General features: G+C 71.8%; 14 protein-coding genes. 9 read left to right on the top strand and 5 right to left on the bottom strand.

All coding sequences use genetic code 11. The features are described 5' to 3' along the window. Nucleotides 1–89: 89 nt before the first annotated feature. Nucleotides 90–1472, bottom strand: coding sequence for a glycine--tRNA ligase (locus V7E45_RS04105; RefSeq protein WP_020939867.1), 1383 nt, complete (start codon nucleotides 1470–1472; stop codon nucleotides 90–92). A gap of 160 nt (nucleotides 1473–1632) precedes the next feature. Between V7E45_RS04105 and V7E45_RS04100 the strand changes: the two genes are divergently transcribed. Genes V7E45_RS04100 through V7E45_RS04085 form a run of 4 tightly spaced genes read left to right on the top strand, consistent with a single transcriptional unit; the run spans nucleotide 1633 to nucleotide 4761 of the window. After that, nucleotides 1633–2601, top strand: a complete 969-nt coding sequence (locus V7E45_RS04100) for a metal ABC transporter substrate-binding protein (RefSeq protein WP_333772675.1) — start codon at nucleotides 1633–1635, stop codon at nucleotides 2599–2601. Nucleotides 2602–2618: 17 nt separating this feature from the next. Continuing rightward, complete coding sequence (locus V7E45_RS04095) at nucleotides 2619–3389, top strand: metal ABC transporter ATP-binding protein (protein WP_443055931.1); 771 nt, start codon at nucleotides 2619–2621, stop codon at nucleotides 3387–3389. Then, nucleotides 3389–4291, top strand: a complete 903-nt coding sequence (locus tag V7E45_RS04090) for a metal ABC transporter permease (protein ID WP_333772673.1) — start codon at nucleotides 3389–3391, stop codon at nucleotides 4289–4291. Before V7E45_RS04095 ends, V7E45_RS04090 begins: the two co-directional genes overlap by 1 nt. 59 nt (nucleotides 4292–4350) lie before the next feature. Continuing rightward, nucleotides 4351–4761 (top strand): Fur family transcriptional regulator, encoded by a 411-nt coding sequence (locus V7E45_RS04085; RefSeq protein ID WP_133921299.1) that lies wholly within the window; start codon nucleotides 4351–4353, stop codon nucleotides 4759–4761. 8 nt (nucleotides 4762–4769) lie between these two features. Here V7E45_RS04085 and V7E45_RS04080 read toward each other — a convergent pair whose 3' ends face one another. The 4 genes from V7E45_RS04080 to V7E45_RS04065 all read right to left on the bottom strand — a co-directional run bounded on the left by V7E45_RS04080 (nucleotide 4770) and on the right by V7E45_RS04065 (nucleotide 8088). Next, complete coding sequence (locus tag V7E45_RS04080; protein WP_333772672.1) at nucleotides 4770–6098, bottom strand: histidine-type phosphatase; 1329 nt, start codon at nucleotides 6096–6098, stop codon at nucleotides 4770–4772. 38 nt (nucleotides 6099–6136) lie between these two features. Further along, nucleotides 6137–6985, bottom strand: coding sequence for an isoprenyl transferase (locus V7E45_RS04075; protein ID WP_333772671.1), 849 nt, complete (start codon nucleotides 6983–6985; stop codon nucleotides 6137–6139). A gap of 29 nt (nucleotides 6986–7014) precedes the next feature. Next, entirely contained in the window at nucleotides 7015–7761 is a 747-nt protein-coding gene (gene recO / locus V7E45_RS04070) for a DNA repair protein RecO (protein WP_333772670.1), read from the bottom strand. Between the two features lie 102 nt (nucleotides 7762–7863). Then, a complete protein-coding gene (locus tag V7E45_RS04065; RefSeq protein WP_333772669.1) occupies nucleotides 7864–8088 on the bottom strand; it encodes a hypothetical protein in 225 nt (74 codons plus the stop codon). Nucleotides 8089–8529: 441 nt separating this feature from the next. Here V7E45_RS04065 and V7E45_RS04060 point away from each other — a divergent pair, with 441 nt between their 5' ends. From V7E45_RS04060 to V7E45_RS04040, 5 genes are read left to right on the top strand one after another with little or no spacing between them, the layout of a single operon-like run. Then, nucleotides 8530–10173: an ABC transporter substrate-binding protein gene (locus V7E45_RS04060; protein WP_333772668.1), complete on the top strand. Its 1644-nt coding sequence runs from the start codon at nucleotides 8530–8532 to the stop codon at nucleotides 10171–10173. A 4-nt stretch (nucleotides 10174–10177) separates the two neighbouring features. Further along, nucleotides 10178–11134 carry an ABC transporter permease gene (locus tag V7E45_RS04055; protein ID WP_333772667.1) on the top strand — a complete coding sequence of 319 codons (957 nt, stop codon included), beginning with the start codon at nucleotides 10178–10180 and terminating at the stop codon, nucleotides 11132–11134. Then, complete coding sequence (locus V7E45_RS04050; RefSeq protein WP_333772666.1) at nucleotides 11134–13119, top strand: dipeptide/oligopeptide/nickel ABC transporter permease/ATP-binding protein; 1986 nt, start codon at nucleotides 11134–11136, stop codon at nucleotides 13117–13119. The genes V7E45_RS04055 and V7E45_RS04050 overlap by 1 nt, the downstream gene beginning before the upstream one ends. Further along, the gene (locus tag V7E45_RS04045; protein ID WP_333772664.1) at nucleotides 13116–14126 is read left to right on the top strand and encodes an ABC transporter ATP-binding protein; all 1011 of its coding nucleotides are present in this window, start codon (nucleotides 13116–13118) and stop codon (nucleotides 14124–14126) included. Before V7E45_RS04050 ends, V7E45_RS04045 begins: the two co-directional genes overlap by 4 nt. Then, the gene (locus tag V7E45_RS04040; protein ID WP_333772663.1) at nucleotides 14127–15053 is read left to right on the top strand and encodes a dihydrodipicolinate synthase family protein; all 927 of its coding nucleotides are present in this window, start codon (nucleotides 14127–14129) and stop codon (nucleotides 15051–15053) included. It abuts the gene before it with no gap. The last annotated feature ends 2 nt before the right edge of the window (nucleotides 15054–15055 follow it).

Below are 15055 nucleotides of genomic sequence, written 5' to 3'. Positions count from 1 at the left end.
CGGGGCGCTCTTGGGGGAGGTGGACGAGCGCGCCGGGGGGGGGGGGGCCCCCCGGGGGGGGGGCCCCCCCCCACCGGTGAGGCTGTGGGTCAGGCGCCGATCAGGCGGCTGGCCAGGTAGCCCTCGATCTGGTCGAGCGAGACACGCTCCTGCTTCATCGAGTCACGCTCACGGACGGTCACCGCGTTGTCCTCGAGCGTGTCGAAGTCGACGGTCACGCAGAACGGCGTGCCGATCTCGTCCTGGCGGCGGTAGCGGCGGCCGATGGCACCGGCGTCGTCGAACTCGATGTTCCAGTGCTGGCGCAGCGCCTGGGCGAGGCCCTTGGCCTTCGGGGACAGCTCCGGGTTGCGGGACAGCGGGAGCACCGCCACCTTCACCGGGGCCAGCCGGTGGTCGAGGCGCAGCACCGTGCGCTTCTCCATCTTGCCCTTGGCGTTGGGCGCCTCGTCCTCGACGTAGGCGTCGAGCAGGAAGGCCAGCATGGTGCGGCCGACACCCGCCGCCGGCTCGATGACGTACGGCGTCCAGCGCTCCTGGGCCTCCTGGTCGAAGTAGGAGAGGTCCTGGCCGGAGGCCTTGGAGTGGGCACCGAGGTCGTAGTCGGTGCGGTTGGCCACACCCTCGAGCTCGCCCCACTCGCTGCCGCCGAACTGGAAGCGGTACTCGATGTCGGCGGTGCGCTTGGAGTAGTGGGAGAGCTTCTCCTTCGGGTGCTCGTACCAGCGCATGTTCTCGGTACGCAGGCCGAGGCCCGTGTACCAGTTCCAGCGCTGCTCCATCCAGTACTCCTGCCACTTCTCGTCCTCGCCCGGCTTGACGAAGAACTCCATCTCCATCTGCTCGAACTCGCGGGTGCGGAAGATGAAGTTGCCGGGCGTGATCTCGTTGCGGAAGGACTTGCCCATCTGGGCGATGCCGAACGGCGGCTTGCGGCGCGAGGTGGTCTGCACCTGAGCGAAGTTGGTGAAGATGCCCTGGGCGGTCTCCGGGCGCAGGTAGGCGACGGAGCCGCTGTCCTGGGTCGGGCCGAGGTGCGTCGACAGCAGACCCGAGAACTGCTTGGGCTCGGTGAACTGGCCCTTGTTGCCGCAGTTCGGGCAGTTGATGTCGGCGAGGCCGTTCGCCGGGGCGTGGCCCTTCTTCTCCTCGTACGCCTCTTCCAGGTGGTCCGCGCGGAACCGCTTGTGGCACGAGGTGCACTCGGTCAGCGGGTCAGTGAAGGTGGCGACGTGGCCGGAGGCGACCCAGACCTCGGGGGCCAGGATGACGGACGAGTCGATACCGACCACGTCCTCGCGCGACGTCACCATGTAACGCCACCACTGGCGCTTGATGTTCTCCTTGAGCTCGACACCCAGCGGTCCGTAGTCCCAGGCGGCACGCTGGCCGCCGTAGATCTCACTGCAGGGGAAAACGAAGCCACGGCGCTTGCTCAGGCTGACGATGGTGTCGATCTTGTCGGCGGCCACGGTGCTCTCTTCATTACGACGACGGGCGTTGAAGCGAGATGCTTCCAGCGAATGATTCAGGTTACCGGCGCAGGCTCCCTCACGGCCAAATCGGCCCCCGCCTACGGGCCCCCAACAGCATTGTTGACAACGGTTTCCATTTTTGTTGAAAATGACTGTCATGAACGTAAGTCGACGCCTCATACCCCGGTCCGCGCTCGCCGCCGCCGTCGCGTTCGGCCTGGCCGCGCTGTCCGCGTGCTCCACCGACGGCGTCGCCGGGGGAAACCCGGGCAGCACGAGCAAGTTCGACGTCGTCGCGTCGTTCTACCCGATGGCCTTCCTCGCCCAGCGGATCGGCGGGAGCCACGTCCACGTCACCACGCTCACCACTCCCGGGCAGGAACCGCACGACCTGGAGATCAGCCCCCGGCAGATCGCCCTGCTCGAGGAGTCCGACGCGGTCCTCTACCTGAAGAACCTCCAGCCCTCGGTCGACGACGCGGTGGCCCAGTCCCCGGTCGGCACGAAGATCGACGCGGCCTCGCTGACCACCCTGGAGCAGCACGGCGACGAGGTCGGCGGGCACGCGGCCGCGCACGACACCCACGAGGACGCCGAGGCACCGGGCATGGACCCGCACATCTGGCTCGACGCGGTGCGCTACGCCCAGGTCGCCGAGGGCGTCGGCAAGGCCTTCGAGAAGGCCGACCCCGGCCACGCGGCCGACTACCGGAAGAACACCGCCACCCTGGTCAAGCGTCTCGACGACCTGAACACCCGCTTCGAGGACGGCCTCAGGCACACGCGGACCAGGGTCTTCGTCACCACGCACGCCGCCTTCGGCTACCTCGCCGAGCGCTACGGCCTCACCGAGGAGGCCATCACCGGCCTCGACCCCGAGTCGGAGCCCAGCGCCGCGCGCGTGCGGGACCTGCAGGAGATGGCCAAGAGCGACGACGTCTCCACCGTCTTCTACGAGACGCTCGTCAGCGACCGGACGGCGAAGACCGTCGCGGGCGACTCGGGCCTGCGGACCGACGTGCTGGACCCGATCGAGGGCATCACCGCGAAGTCCCGCGGCAGGGACTACTTCACCGTCCAGGAAGCGAACCTGAAGGCGCTCCAGCGGGCCCTGGGCGCCAAGTGACCGGCACGGAGGACGAGATCATGGGCGAACCCGTCATCACGATGCGCAAGGTGACCGCGGAACTCGGCTCGCGGCCGGTGCTGCGCGGCATCGACCTGACCGTGCGCGCCGGCGAGGTCGTCGCGCTGCTCGGCGCGAACGGCTCCGGCAAGTCGACGGCCGTGCGCACCCTCATCGGCCAGGTGCCGGCCGGCTCCGGCACGATCGAGCTGTTCGGCACGCCGCGCCGGAGCTTCCGGGACTGGGCCCGCGTGGGGTACGTGCCCCAGCGCACCAGCGCCGCCGGCGGGGTCCCGGCCACGGTGGCCGAGATCGTCGCCTCGGGGCGCCTGGCCCGCACCCGCTTCCGCGTCTTCCGCGGGGCCGACCGGGAGGCCGTGCACCGCGCGCTGGACCTGGTCGGCATGGCGGACCGCGCCAAGGACCCGGTCACCGCGCTCTCCGGCGGCCAGCACCAGCGGGTGCTGATCGCCCGCGCCCTGGTCTCCGAACCCGAACTGCTGATCATGGACGAGCCGATGGCCGGCGTCGACCTGGCCAGCCAGGAGGTGCTGGCGGCCACCCTGCGGGAGCAGGTCGCCCAGGGCACCACCGTCCTGGTCGTCCTGCACGAACTGGGCCCGCTGGAGCCGCTGATCGACCGGGCGGTCGTCCTGCGCGACGGCTGCGTGCTGCACGACGGTCCGCCCCCGCGCGCGGTCGGACAGCACGCCCTGCCCGGCCACGACCATGTGCACCCGCACGCACCCGCGGGCGCCGAACCGATCCGCACGGGACTGCTGAGCTGATGGAACTCCTGAACTACGCCTTCATGCAGCGGGCGCTGCTCGCCGCCGTCCTGGTCGGCATCACCGCGCCCGCCATCGGCATCTACCTGGTCCAGCGCCGTCAGCCGCTGATGGGCGACGGCATCGGGCACGTGGCGATGACCGGCGTCGGCCTGGGCTTCCTGCTGCACGCCTCGCCGGTGTGGATGGCCACGGCCGTCTCCGTCCTCGGCTCCGTCCTGATGGAGCTGATCCGCTGGTACGGCAGGACGCGCGGTGACATCGCCCTCGCCATGCTCTTCTACGGCGGCATGGCCGGGGGCGTGATGTTCGTGAACCTCGCGCCGGGCGGCTCCACCGCCAACCTGACGTCGTACCTGTTCGGCTCGCTGTCGACGGTCGCGCCCGCCGACGTGACCGCGATCATGGTGCTCGCCGCGTTCGTGGTCCTCGTCACCCTCGGGTTGCGCCGCCAGTTGTTCGCGGTCAGCCAGGACGAGGAGTTCGCGCGGGTCACCGGGCTGCCGGTGCGCGCCCTGAACCTGCTCACCGCGGTCACCGCGGCGGTCACGGTCACGGTCGCGATGCGGGTGGTCGGCCTGATCCTGGTCTCCGCGCTCATGGTCGTGCCGGTCGCCGCCGCGCAGCAGCTCACCCGGAGCTTCGCCGCGACCTTCGCGATCGCCGTCGCCCTCGGCGTCACCGTGTCGATCGGCGGCACGGTCACCTCGTTCTACCAGGACGTCCCGCCGGGCGCGACGATCGTCCTGCTGACCATCGGAGCGTTCGGCGTGCTCAGCGCGCTGGCCACTCCCCTGGCCCGGCGACGCGCCCGCGCGGCCGCCGCGGCCCGGCCGGCGGGCGACCCCGCCGAGTGCTCGATTCCGGCCACGCGGGAGGCCGGCGACGAGGTCGGCGTCTGACCGCCCGCAGGTCGGGCTGGCACAATGGCCCGGGCAGGCGCAGACGTGAGGAGACAACGGTGACGACCGCTGGACCGCCCGTGAGGGGCCGCTCCACCCGGCAGCGTGCGGCTGTGGCGGCGGCCCTCGACGAGGTCGACGAGTTCCGCAGCGCACAGGAACTGCACGACATGCTCAGGCACAAGGGCGACTCCGTCGGGCTGACCACGGTCTACCGCACCCTGCAGTCCCTCGCCGACGCCGGTGAGGTCGACGTCCTGCGCACCTCCGAGGGCGAATCCGTCTACCGCCGCTGCTCCACCGGCGAGCACCACCACCACCTCGTCTGCCGCTCCTGTGGCAAGGCGGTCGAGGTGGAGGGCCCCGCGGTGGAGAAGTGGGCCGAGGCGATCGCGGCGGAGCACGGCTTCGTCAACGTGGCGCACACGGTGGAGATCTTCGGCACGTGCGCGGAGTGCGCCGCGGGCTGAGCCGCGGCTCAGCGGCGCCCGAAGCAGCGCTCCAGTTCGTCCAGGTCGTAGAAGAAGCTGTGCTTCGCGACGGGGCGGCAGCCGGTCCTGAAGGCCGTCTCCTTCTCGTTGTAGAGCATGCGCACCAGGTAGCGGTCGCCCTTGCGGAACACGTCCCACTGGATGTTCGCGCCCAGCGGGGAGACGGACGCGCCCCGCCAGGGGTTGTCGGCCCAGTTGTACGGCTCCCCCGGCCTGGCCGGTTCCGTGCTGCCGGGCAGGCCCATCAGGGCGGCCAGCGGGATGATCTCCTCGGCGTGAGTGAAGCGCAGCTCGGCGCCGAGCTCGCTGGTGCCGGCCCGCTCGGCCTCGGCCTGGTCGAAGAAGTCGTCCAGCAGGACGCCGGCCATGCGGTAGGTGATGTCGCTGTCGGCGAAGCCGGGGCCCTTCTCGTAGAAGTCCTCGGCGTCGCTCAGGTACCCGAACCAGGCGGCGTCGGAGCGGGAGACGAACCGCTCCATGCCCCAGCCCCGTCCGTCCGGGCTCTCCTCGCTCATGGCCGGAGCGATGGCGTACAGGTTGTAGACCGCCCGGGCGGCGCCGACCTGGTCGGGTATCCGGTCGACGAAGTCGTCCTCGAAGATCCCGTGCAGCACACGGTGCGCGGCCCGCTCCGTCCCCGGCTGGTCGGTGACGGCCTTCAGGGTGTCCTTGAGGCGCTGGTCGTGCGCGAGGTAGTCACGGTAGGCGGCGCCGCCCGCCGCCTTGTGGAAGTAGAGCAGGTCCTTGTCGGTGCGGGTGGGCCCGATCAGCGGCTTCAGCGCCGGGTCGGCGTCGGCGAGCGCGCCCGCGAACACGTCACCACTGTCGACGGCCCGCCCCTGGCCGGAGCTGACCACGTCGATCTTCTCGCCGTTCGCGGCGATCCTCCCGAACAGGGACGGCAGCCGCCGCTCCAGGCGCACGGCCGTGTCCCGCAGCTCCTGCCTGCCACGGGCGCTGAGGCTGCCGTAGCCCACCTTCTCCATGGCGGCCCGCAGTGCGCGGACCGCCGGCCCGAACTCCTCGCCGCGGCGGGTGAGTTCGCCGTCAGCCTGGGCCTTGTCCCACAGCGCGAGGATCAGGTCGCCGTCCTCGCTGTCGGTCGCCGCGCGGGAGCCGTGCCGGGACACGTTCTCGGTGAAGACGGGAACGAAGCCGGCCGGCGCCTTCTGGTAGTCCCGCGGGCTCTGCTGCGGCGCGTAGGGCGCCTTGGTGCCGTAGCTCTGGCGCTGCGCGGGGCTGTCGGCCGCGTGGGCGGGCAACGCGGTGAGCAGCAGGGCGCCGAGGGTGAGGAGAGAGGTGGTGAGGCGTCTCATGATCCACATCCTGGGCGTGCCCGGTGAACCCCCGGCGGCTACGAGGTGGAATCACCCCTCATGGCGGCCTCCATGGCGATGAGCTCCTCGTTCGGGACCGCACCGCCGAAGCGCCGGTCGCGGGAGGCGAACTCGACGCAGGCCCGCCACAGGTCGCGGCGGTCGAAGTCCGGCCACAGCACGTCCTGGAAGACCATCTCGGCGTACGCGCTCTGCCAGAGCAGGTAGTTGGAGGTGCGCTGCTCGCCGCTGGGGCGCAGGAACAGGTCGACGTCCGGCATGTCCGGGTAGTACATGTACTTCTGGAGCGTCTTCTCGTTGACCTTGGACGGGTCGAGGCGGCCCGCCTTCACGTCCTCCGCGAGCGCCTGCGCGGCGTCGGCGATCTCCGCGCGACCGCCGTAGTTCATGCAGAAGTACAGGGTGAGCAGGTCGTTGTCCTTGGTCTGTTCCTGGGCGACCTGGAGTTCCTTGGCGACCGACTTCCACAGCTTGGGCATCCGGCCGACCCAGCGCACCCGGATCCCCAGCGCGTCGAGCTGGTCGCGGGTCTTGCGGATGAAGTCGCGGTTGAAGTTCATCAGGAAGCGGACCTCGTCGGGCGAGCGCTTCCAGTTCTCGGTGGAGAAGGCGTACAGGGAGATGTTGCGGACGCCGACCTCGATGGAGCCCTGGAGCACGTCGAGGACGCGCTCGGCGCCGACCTTGTGGCCCTCGGTGCGGGGCAGCCCGCGCTCCTTGGCCCAGCGGCCGTTGCCGTCCATGACGATCGCCACATGGTTCGGGACCAGCTCGCCCGGGAGCTTCGGCGCGCGGGCACCGGACGGGTGCGGCTCCGGCGACCTGTACTCGCGGCGCTGGCGCCCCAGGATCCCGCGTACGACCATGAGCTTCTCGTCTCCCTCTGCTTGCGGTGCTACTTCTCGACGTACCTGAGCGAGCGCAGCCCGCGCTCCAGGTGCCAGTGCAGGTAGGCGGACACCAGCCCGCTGCCCTCCCGGACGTGACGCGCCTCGGACGCGTCCGCCGTCTCCCAGTCTCCCGTAAGCAGGGCGCCGAGCAGTACCAGGGTCTGCGGGGAGGGTACGACACTGCCGGGCACCCGGCAGTCGACGCAGACCGAGCCGCCGGAGGCGACGGAGAAGAACCGGTTGGGTCCGGGCATGCCGCACTTCGCGCAGTCGCCGAAGCTCGGCGCGTAGCCGTTGACGGCGAGCGAGCGCAGCAGGAAGGCGTCCAGCACCAGGTGGGGGGCGTGCTCGCCGCGGGCGAGGGTCCGCAGGGCGCCGACGAGCAGCAGGTACTGCTGGACGGCGGGTTCGCCCTCGTGGTCGGTGAACCGCTCGGCGGTCTCCAGCATGGCGGTGCCGGCCGTGTACCGGGCGTAGTCGGTCACGATCCCGCCGCCGTACGGCGCGATGGTCTCGCTCTGCGTGCACAGCGGCAGCCCGCGTCCGACCAGCTCGCTGCCACGCGCGAAGAACTGCACGTCGACGTGGGAGAACGGTTCGAGGCGGGCCCCGAACTTCGACTTGGTGCGCCGCACGCCACGGGCCACGGCGCGTACCCGTCCGTGACCACGTGTGAGCATGGTGATGATCCGGTCCGCCTCGCCCAGCTTCTGGGTGCGCAGCACGATGCCGTCGTCGCGGAACAGACTCATGGGCCCATTCTCCCGTACGGATCCCGCGCGCGGGGCCGGGGTGGCGGATGCCGCACGGATCCCGCGTGCCGGCCGGGGTGGCGGAGTGTTGTCCCGCTTCCGTCAGCAGACCTCGTCCCGGTCGCGCGGGCCGTCCTGGCCGGTGACCGCTACGAGGCGTTCGTCGGGGGTGGCGCTGCGGAGGGTGCCCGGGTCGCAGTCCCACTCCTTGCCCCCGCCGTACGGCCGTAACTGTACGTAGGGCCCTTCGTGCCCCATGACGACGCCGACCCGCCCGGTGGTGGTGTCGACGGCGTACGTGCCGAGCGGCGGCCGGGCGGCGTTCATCGGGGCGCCGCCCCGGGGCCGGCGGCGACGGCCGCCCGTTCCGGCGACATCCGCGGTTCCGTCAAGGTGTCCTCCGCTCCTTCGGCGTCCGGCGCCGGGTGTCGTGCCGAACCGGTGGTTCCCCTTTCCTCTCCGGTCTCCTCCGCTTTCACTCTTCGTGTCCCCTCGATGGCTCTGCGCGCCTACACTCGGGGGCCCGTGTGCCCCGGCGCACGCGGCCGGCGGCAGGGACCACCGGGGCGCGCCCCGCCCGGCGGCGCCGTTCCCATCCTCGCGCGGCCCGCCCGGGCGGCTGGGCCATTCGTGTCCGGTCCCTTGACCGCCCCTCGCGGCGCTCCTATGGTCACGCTGACCGACCGGACGTAGAACGTCCTATGTCCCTCCGCGCGTCCCCCTCACCCCATCGCCCCTTCTTCCCTCCCTGACTCCGCTGGAGGAACCGTGCGCGACGACGTGACCGACGACGAGCCGTCCGGGCCGGCAGCGCGCCGCCGGTCGTTCCTGAAGTACACCGGGGCGCTGGGCGCGGCGGCCGCCCTCCCGCCGGCGCTGGCCGGCTGCTCCGCCGGCCCGCAGTCCACGAACGACACCGGGAACGGGGGCAGTGGCAAGGACCGCACCCTGACCGCGGTGATCGGGTACGGCAACGACGGGAGCTGGGACCCGACGCAGACCGCGTCCGCGTTCGCCATGGCCGCCAACAACCACGTCTACGAGGGGCTGCTCGACACCGACCCGATCACCCGGGCTCCCTACCCGGCGCTGGCCACCGAGGTGCCGACGGACCCGGGCGCGACCACCTGGCGGTTCACCCTGCGTCCCGGCGCGACCTTCCACGACGGGAAGCCGGTCACCGCCGACGACGTGGTCTTCGTCTTCGACCGGATCCTCGACCCGGGCACCCAGACCCTCGCCAAGGGCTTCTTCGTGAGCTGGCTGAAGGAGGCCAGGAAGGTCGACGCCCGGACCGTCGAGCTGCGCCTGAGGTTCCCGTTCCCGGACGGGCTCGCCCGGCTCACCCTGGCCAAGGTCATGCCGAAGCACGTGTTCTCCCGGCCCGGAGCCTGGGACGACGCGATCAAGGGGCTCGCGGTGGGCTCGGGACCGTACCGGCAGACCGCGCACCATCCCAAGTCGAACACCACCTTCGAGGCGTTCGCCGCCTACAACGGCCCGCGCCGGCCCGCCTTCAAGCGGATGAACTGGCTGACCATCGTCGACGCGGCCCCGCGCGTGGCGAAGATCTCCGGGACCGGCGCGGGCGCGCAGATCGCCGACAACATCCCGTACGCCAACATCGCGCGCCTGGAGCAGGGCGGGCTCGAGGTCGGCGGCGGCGCCGGGATGAACAACCTGTTCCTGATGTTCAACACCCGGCACGAACCCTTCGACGACGTACGCGTGCGGCAGGCGCTGCACCACGCGATCGACACCGAGAAGATGGTGCGGGTCGCCCTGAAGGGACACGGGAAGCCGGCGACCTCGTTCCTGGACGAGAAGAACCCCGGCTACCGGCGGGCCGGGACGGTCTACGACCACGACCCCGAGAAGGCGAAGGCGCTGCTGAAGGCGGCCGGGGTCAAGGGCCTGAAGGTCGAGATCCTCGCGGTGAACGTCAGCTGGATCGTGGACTGCCTGCCGACCGTCAAGTCCTCCTGGGACGCGATCGGCGTCGAGACGACCCTGGCGCCGCAGGAGACCACGGCCGTGTTCACCAAGATGGACCAGAAGCAGGACTACCAGGTGGTCGCCGCCGCCTCCAACCCCAACCAGTTCGGCCTCGACGCCGACCTGATCATGCACTACAACTACGGGCCCGAGAACCTCTGGATGCGGTACACCCGGTGGGCCGACCACCCCGTCGCCAAGGCGCTGTTCCGGGACATGGACCGGGCGACCCGGGAGCCGGACCCGGCACGGAAGAAGACGATGATCCAGGACTACATCGACGTAGTCGCCGAACAGGCCGTCCTCTACCCGGTCGTCCACAACGAGCTGATGACCGCCTGGGACCCGCACGCGCTCAGCGGGATAAGGCCACAGCCCTACCCGGGCCTCAACCTCCTGCAGGCGCGGTGGGCCTGACGGCATGACGGCGGTCGTACGGATCCTGCTGCGCCGCGTCGCCCTGCTGGTGCCGCTGCTGCTCGGGATCGTGCTGTTCGTGTTCCTGGTGATGCGGTTCTCGGACGTCGACCCGGCGTCCGCGTTCTTCCAGGGCGCCAGCCCCACCCCGGGGCAGTTGCACGACTTCCGGGAGCGCAACGGCCTGCTGGACCCGCTGCCGGTGCGCTACGTCCACTTCGTCGGCGACCTGCTCCACGGCGACCTCGGCACCAGCGCCCTGACCAGGGCCCCGGTCGCCGACCAGATCAGCACCGCGCTGCCACTCACCCTCCAGCTGACCTTCCTCGGCCTCGGCATCGCGGTGGTGCTGGCCCTGGCCGGCGGGGTCACCGCCGCCGTCCACCGGGACCGGCTGCCCGACCAGCTCATCCGGGTCGTCTCCCTGGTCGGCGTCGCGGCACCCGGGTTCTGGCTGGCGCTGCTGATGATCCAGTACCTGGCGGTGGACCGGGGCTGGTTCCCGACCGGCGGCTACGTCAACCCGGCCGACTCCCTCACCGGCTGGCTGCGGACCATGGCCCTGCCCGCGTTCGCGCTCTCCCTGCCGGTGGCCGCCCAGCTCACCCGGATCGTGCGCACCTCGGTCGTGGAGGAGCTGGACCGGGACTACGTCCGCACGGCGATCGGCAGCGGGCTGCCGCTCCGGGTGGTCGTAGGCCGCAACGTCCTCAGAAACGCCCTGGTCAATCCGCTGACCGTGCTGGGCCTGCGGGTCGGTTACCTGCTCGGCGGCGCCGTCGTGATCGAGACGATCTTCTCGCTGCCCGGCATGGGCAAGCTGATGATCGACGCCGTGCAGAACGGCGACCCGGCCGTGGTCCAGGGGGTCGTGCTGACCACGGCCACCGGGTTCGTCGTCGTCAACCTCGTCATCGACATCCTCTACCTGCTCGTCAACCCACGTCTGAGGGCGGCCTGATGGTCACGCGCGCGAGCCTCGCCGGGCGGCTCTCCCGGTCCGGAGTCCGGCTGCGCGGGTGGCGCCGGCTGCCGCCGCCCTCGCGGGCCGCCGTCTGCTTCCTGGCGCTGGTCGTCGTGGCCGCCGTCCTCGCGCCCGTGCTGGCCCCGCACGACCCGCTCGACCAGCAGGACCCGGTGGATGGCACCGGACACCCGTCGGCCGCGCACTGGATGGGCCAGGACAGCCTCGGCCGGGACCTCCTCAGCCGGCTGATGTACGGCGCCCGCTGGTCGCTGGCGATCGGGCTGGGCGCGACCGCGCTCGCGCTGGTCACCGGGGCACTGCTCGGAGCGCTCGCGGCGACCTCCCGCAAGGCCGTCGACGAGACGCTGATGCGCTGCCTGGACGTGGTGATGGCGTTCCCCGGCATCGCGCTCGCCGCCGTGCTCGTCGCCGTCTTCGGCGGCGGGATCGGCGTGCTGATCTGCGCGATCGCCTTCCTGTTCACCCCGCCCGTGGCCCGGGTGGTGCGGGCGAACGTGCTCGACCAGTACGGCGAGGACTACGTGACCGCGGAACGCGTGATCGGCGCCCGAACCCCACACATCGTGCTGCGACATGTGGCCGTCAACTGTGCGGCACCGGTGCTGGTGTTCTGCACGGTGCAGGTCGCCGAGGCGATCGTCTTCGAGGCGTCGCTGTCCTTCATCGGCGCGGGCGTACGGCCCCCCGACCCGTCCTGGGGCAGTGTCATCGCCGACGGCAAGAACATGGTGCTGACCGGCGGCTGGTGGGCGACCGTCTTCCCCGGGGCGCTGATCCTGCTCACCGTCCTGGCCCTGAACGTCCTCTCCGAGGGCGTCTCGGACGCGTGGGCGGCACCGGCCGCCCGGGAGGTCGAGGCGCCCGAGGACCACCTGGAGACACCGGAGCCCGGCACCGGCGAGGTGCTCGCGCTGCCGGGCCTCGCCGAGGCCGCCCGGCGGCTGCGCTCCCGGGCCCGCCCCCGGCCCGCGCCCGACGGGACCGACGGCCCGCCGGTGCTCGCGGTGGAGAGCCTGGCCATCGGGTTCTCCGGCCGGCACCGGGGCGTGGACATCGTGGACGGCGTCAGCTTCGAGGTGTACCCCGGTGAAGTGCTGGGCCTGGTCGGCGAGTCGGGCTGCGGCAAGTCGCTGACCGCGCTCACGGTCATGGGGCTCCAGCCGCGGACGGCCCGGGTCACCGGCCAGGTGCGGTTCCGGCAGCGGGACCTGCTCGCGGAGCCGATGCGGGTACGGCGGCGGCTGCTCGGCCACGAGATGGCGATGGTGTACCAGGACGCCCTGTCCTCGCTGAACCCGGCGATGACCGTCAGAGCCCAGCTCAAGCAGCTCGTACGGCGCGGTGGCCGGCGCGACCCGCGCGAGCTGCTGTCGCTGGTCGGGCTCGACCTCGAGCGCACCCTGCGCAGCTATCCGCACGAACTCTCCGGCGGTCAGCGCCAGCGCGTCCTGATCGCCATGGCCCTCTCCCGCGACCCCCGGCTGATCGTCGCCGACGAGCCGACCACCGCCTTGGACGTGACCGTGCAGGCGCAGGTGATGGAGCTGCTGCTGCGGCTGCGCGAGGAGCTGGGGTTCGCGCTCGTCCTGGTCTCGCACGACCTGGCCCTGGTCGCCGACGTCACCGACCGGGTGGCCGTCATGTACGGCGGGCAGATCGTGGAGACCGGGGTGACCGCGGACCTGGTGGCCGCACCGGCCCACCACTACACCCGCGGCCTGCTAGGCAGCGTGCTCTCGCTGGAGTCCGCCGAGGAGCGGCTGGCGCAGATCGAAGGCGTCGTACCGGCCCCGGCGGACTTCCCGGCGGGCTGCCGCTTCGCCGACCGCTGTCCGCTCGCCACCGAGGTCTGCCACACCACCGCGCCCGTCCTCACGGGCACGCCCACGCACACGGCCGCCTGCCACCACCCGGCGGTGGAGCTGACGTCGACGGAGAGCGAGGAGGCACTGCAGTGAGCGCTGTCGTCGAAGTCAGGGACGCCCATGTCGTCCACAAGGCGCGCGGCGGCGGCCTGTTCACCCGCGACCGGGTGTACGCACTCACCGGCGCCGATCTCACCGTGGCGCCCGGGGAGACGGTCGGTGTGGTCGGTGAGTCGGGGTGCGGGAAGTCGACCCTGGCGAAGGTGCTGGTGGGCATCCAACGGCCGACCGCCGGGACGGTGTCCTTCCGGGGCCGCGACCTGTGGTCGATGCCGCCCGCCGAGCGCCGCGCCGTGGTCGGCGCGGGCACCGGCATGATCTTCCAGGACCCGTCGACGGCCCTGAACCGCCGGCTGACGGTACGGCGGATCCTGCGCGACCCGCTGGACGTGCACGGACGCGGGACGAAGACCGAACGAGACGCCCGTGTCCAGGAGTTGCTGACCCTGGTGGGTCTGCCCCGGCCCCTCGCCGACGCGCTGCCCGGTCAGCTTTCCGGCGGCCAGCGGCAGCGCGTCGCCATCGCCCGGGCCCTCGCCCTCGACCCGGGCCTGGTGGTGGCGGACGAGCCGACCAGCGCCCTGGACGTCTCGGTCCGCGCGCAGATCCTCAATCTGCTCCTGGACCTGAAGGAACGCCTCGGCCTCGCCCTCGTGTTCGTATCGCACGACATCCAGACGGTGCGGCGGATGAGCGACCGGGTGATCACCATGTACCTCGGCCGGATCGTGGAGGAGACCCCTGCCGACCGCGTCACCGGCCGGGCCCGGCACCCGTACACCCGGGCGCTGTTCTCCGCCACGCCCGGACTGCTGGAGCCCGTCGACCCGATCCCGCTGACCGGCCCGGTGCCCTCGGCGACCCGCCCGCCGAGCGGCTGCCCCTTCCGTACCCGCTGCTGGAAGGCCGACGAGACGTGCGCCGCCGCGATGCCGGATTTCTCGGCCGCGTCACGGACGGGACACCGCTACCGCTGCCACCATCCTGTGGAGGAGGACCAGTCGCCCCGTGCCCGTGACCCAGCCCGTCAGGAGCCCTGAATGAGCTTGCCCGCCCCGCTGACCGGTGTCGTCCCGCCCGTCTGCACGCCCCTCACACCGGAGCGCGAGGTGGACGTGCCGTCGCTGCTCGCGCTGGTCGACCACCTGGTGGCGGGCGGGGTGCACGGCCTGTTCCTGCTGGGCTCGACCTCGGAGGCGGCCTTCCTGACCGACCGGCAGCGCCGGCAGGTGGTGGAGGCGGTGGTGGCCCATGTCGCCGGGGAGCTGCCGGTCATCGCCGGCGCCATCGACATGACCACCCCGCGCGTCCTCGACCACGTCTCGGCGGTCACCGCGGCGGGCGCCCGGGCCGTCGTCGTCACGGCCCCGTTCTACGCCCGCACCCACCCGTCCGAGATCGTCCACCACTACCGCCGGATCGCGGCCGCGAGCCCGGTCCCGGTGATCGCCTACGACATCCCGTCCGCCGTGCACACCAAGCTCCCGGCGGAGGTGGTGCTCGGCCTGGCCGCCGACGGCGTGCTTGCGGGCCTGAAGGACTCCAGCGGCGACCTGGCCGCCTTCCGGGAGATCGTCACCGGCGCCCGCGCCCACCCGGGCTTCAGCGTCCTGACCGGCTCCGAGCTGCTGGTCGACTCCGCACTGGCCTTGGGCGCCGACGGAGCGGTCCCCGGCCTCGCCAACGTGGACCCGCACGGCTACGTGCGCCTCTACCGCCTGTGCCGGTCCGGCGACTGGGAGGCCGCCCGCGCCGAACAGGAGCGGCTGTGCGCCCTGTTCGGCATCGTCGGGGTCGGCGACCCGGCCCGGATGGGCGGCAGCTCGTCCGCCCTGGGCGCGTTCAAGGCGGCGTTGCACCTGCGCGGCGTCATCGCCTGCGCGGCGACGGCGGAACCGCAGGTGCCGTTGTCGGGGGACGAGGTGGCGAGGGTGGGGAAGTTGTTGGTGGTGGCGGGGTTGGTCTAGGC

This window comes from Streptomyces sp. IBSBF 3136, assembly GCF_036815105.1.
Classification (GTDB): Bacteria; Actinomycetota; Actinomycetes; order Streptomycetales; family Streptomycetaceae; genus Streptomyces.
Note: the sequence above shows the minus strand (reverse complement) of the source record. Positions and strands in the feature narration are given on the sequence as shown.

Excerpts from the sequence above, each read along its gene's own strand:
- V7E45_RS04100 (WP_333772675.1), top strand. The coding sequence starts at position 1,633 with ATGAACGTAAGTCGACGCCTCATACCCCGGTCCGCGCTCGCCGCCGCC.
- V7E45_RS04090 (WP_333772673.1), top strand. The coding sequence starts at position 3,389 with ATGGAACTCCTGAACTACGCCTTCATGCAGCGGGCGCTGCTCGCCGCC.
- V7E45_RS04080 (WP_333772672.1), bottom strand. The coding sequence starts at position 6,098 with ATGAGACGCCTCACCACCTCTCTCCTCACCCTCGGCGCCCTGCTGCTC.
- V7E45_RS04075 (WP_333772671.1), bottom strand. The coding sequence starts at position 6,985 with ATGGTCGTACGCGGGATCCTGGGGCGCCAGCGCCGCGAGTACAGGTCG.
- recO (WP_333772670.1), bottom strand. The coding sequence starts at position 7,761 with ATGAGTCTGTTCCGCGACGACGGCATCGTGCTGCGCACCCAGAAGCTG.
- V7E45_RS04065 (WP_333772669.1), bottom strand. The coding sequence starts at position 8,088 with ATGAACGCCGCCCGGCCGCCGCTCGGCACGTACGCCGTCGACACCACC.
- V7E45_RS04055 (WP_333772667.1), top strand. The coding sequence starts at position 10,178 with ATGACGGCGGTCGTACGGATCCTGCTGCGCCGCGTCGCCCTGCTGGTG.
- V7E45_RS04050 (WP_333772666.1), top strand. The coding sequence starts at position 11,134 with ATGGTCACGCGCGCGAGCCTCGCCGGGCGGCTCTCCCGGTCCGGAGTC.
- V7E45_RS04040 (WP_333772663.1), top strand. The coding sequence starts at position 14,127 with ATGAGCTTGCCCGCCCCGCTGACCGGTGTCGTCCCGCCCGTCTGCACG.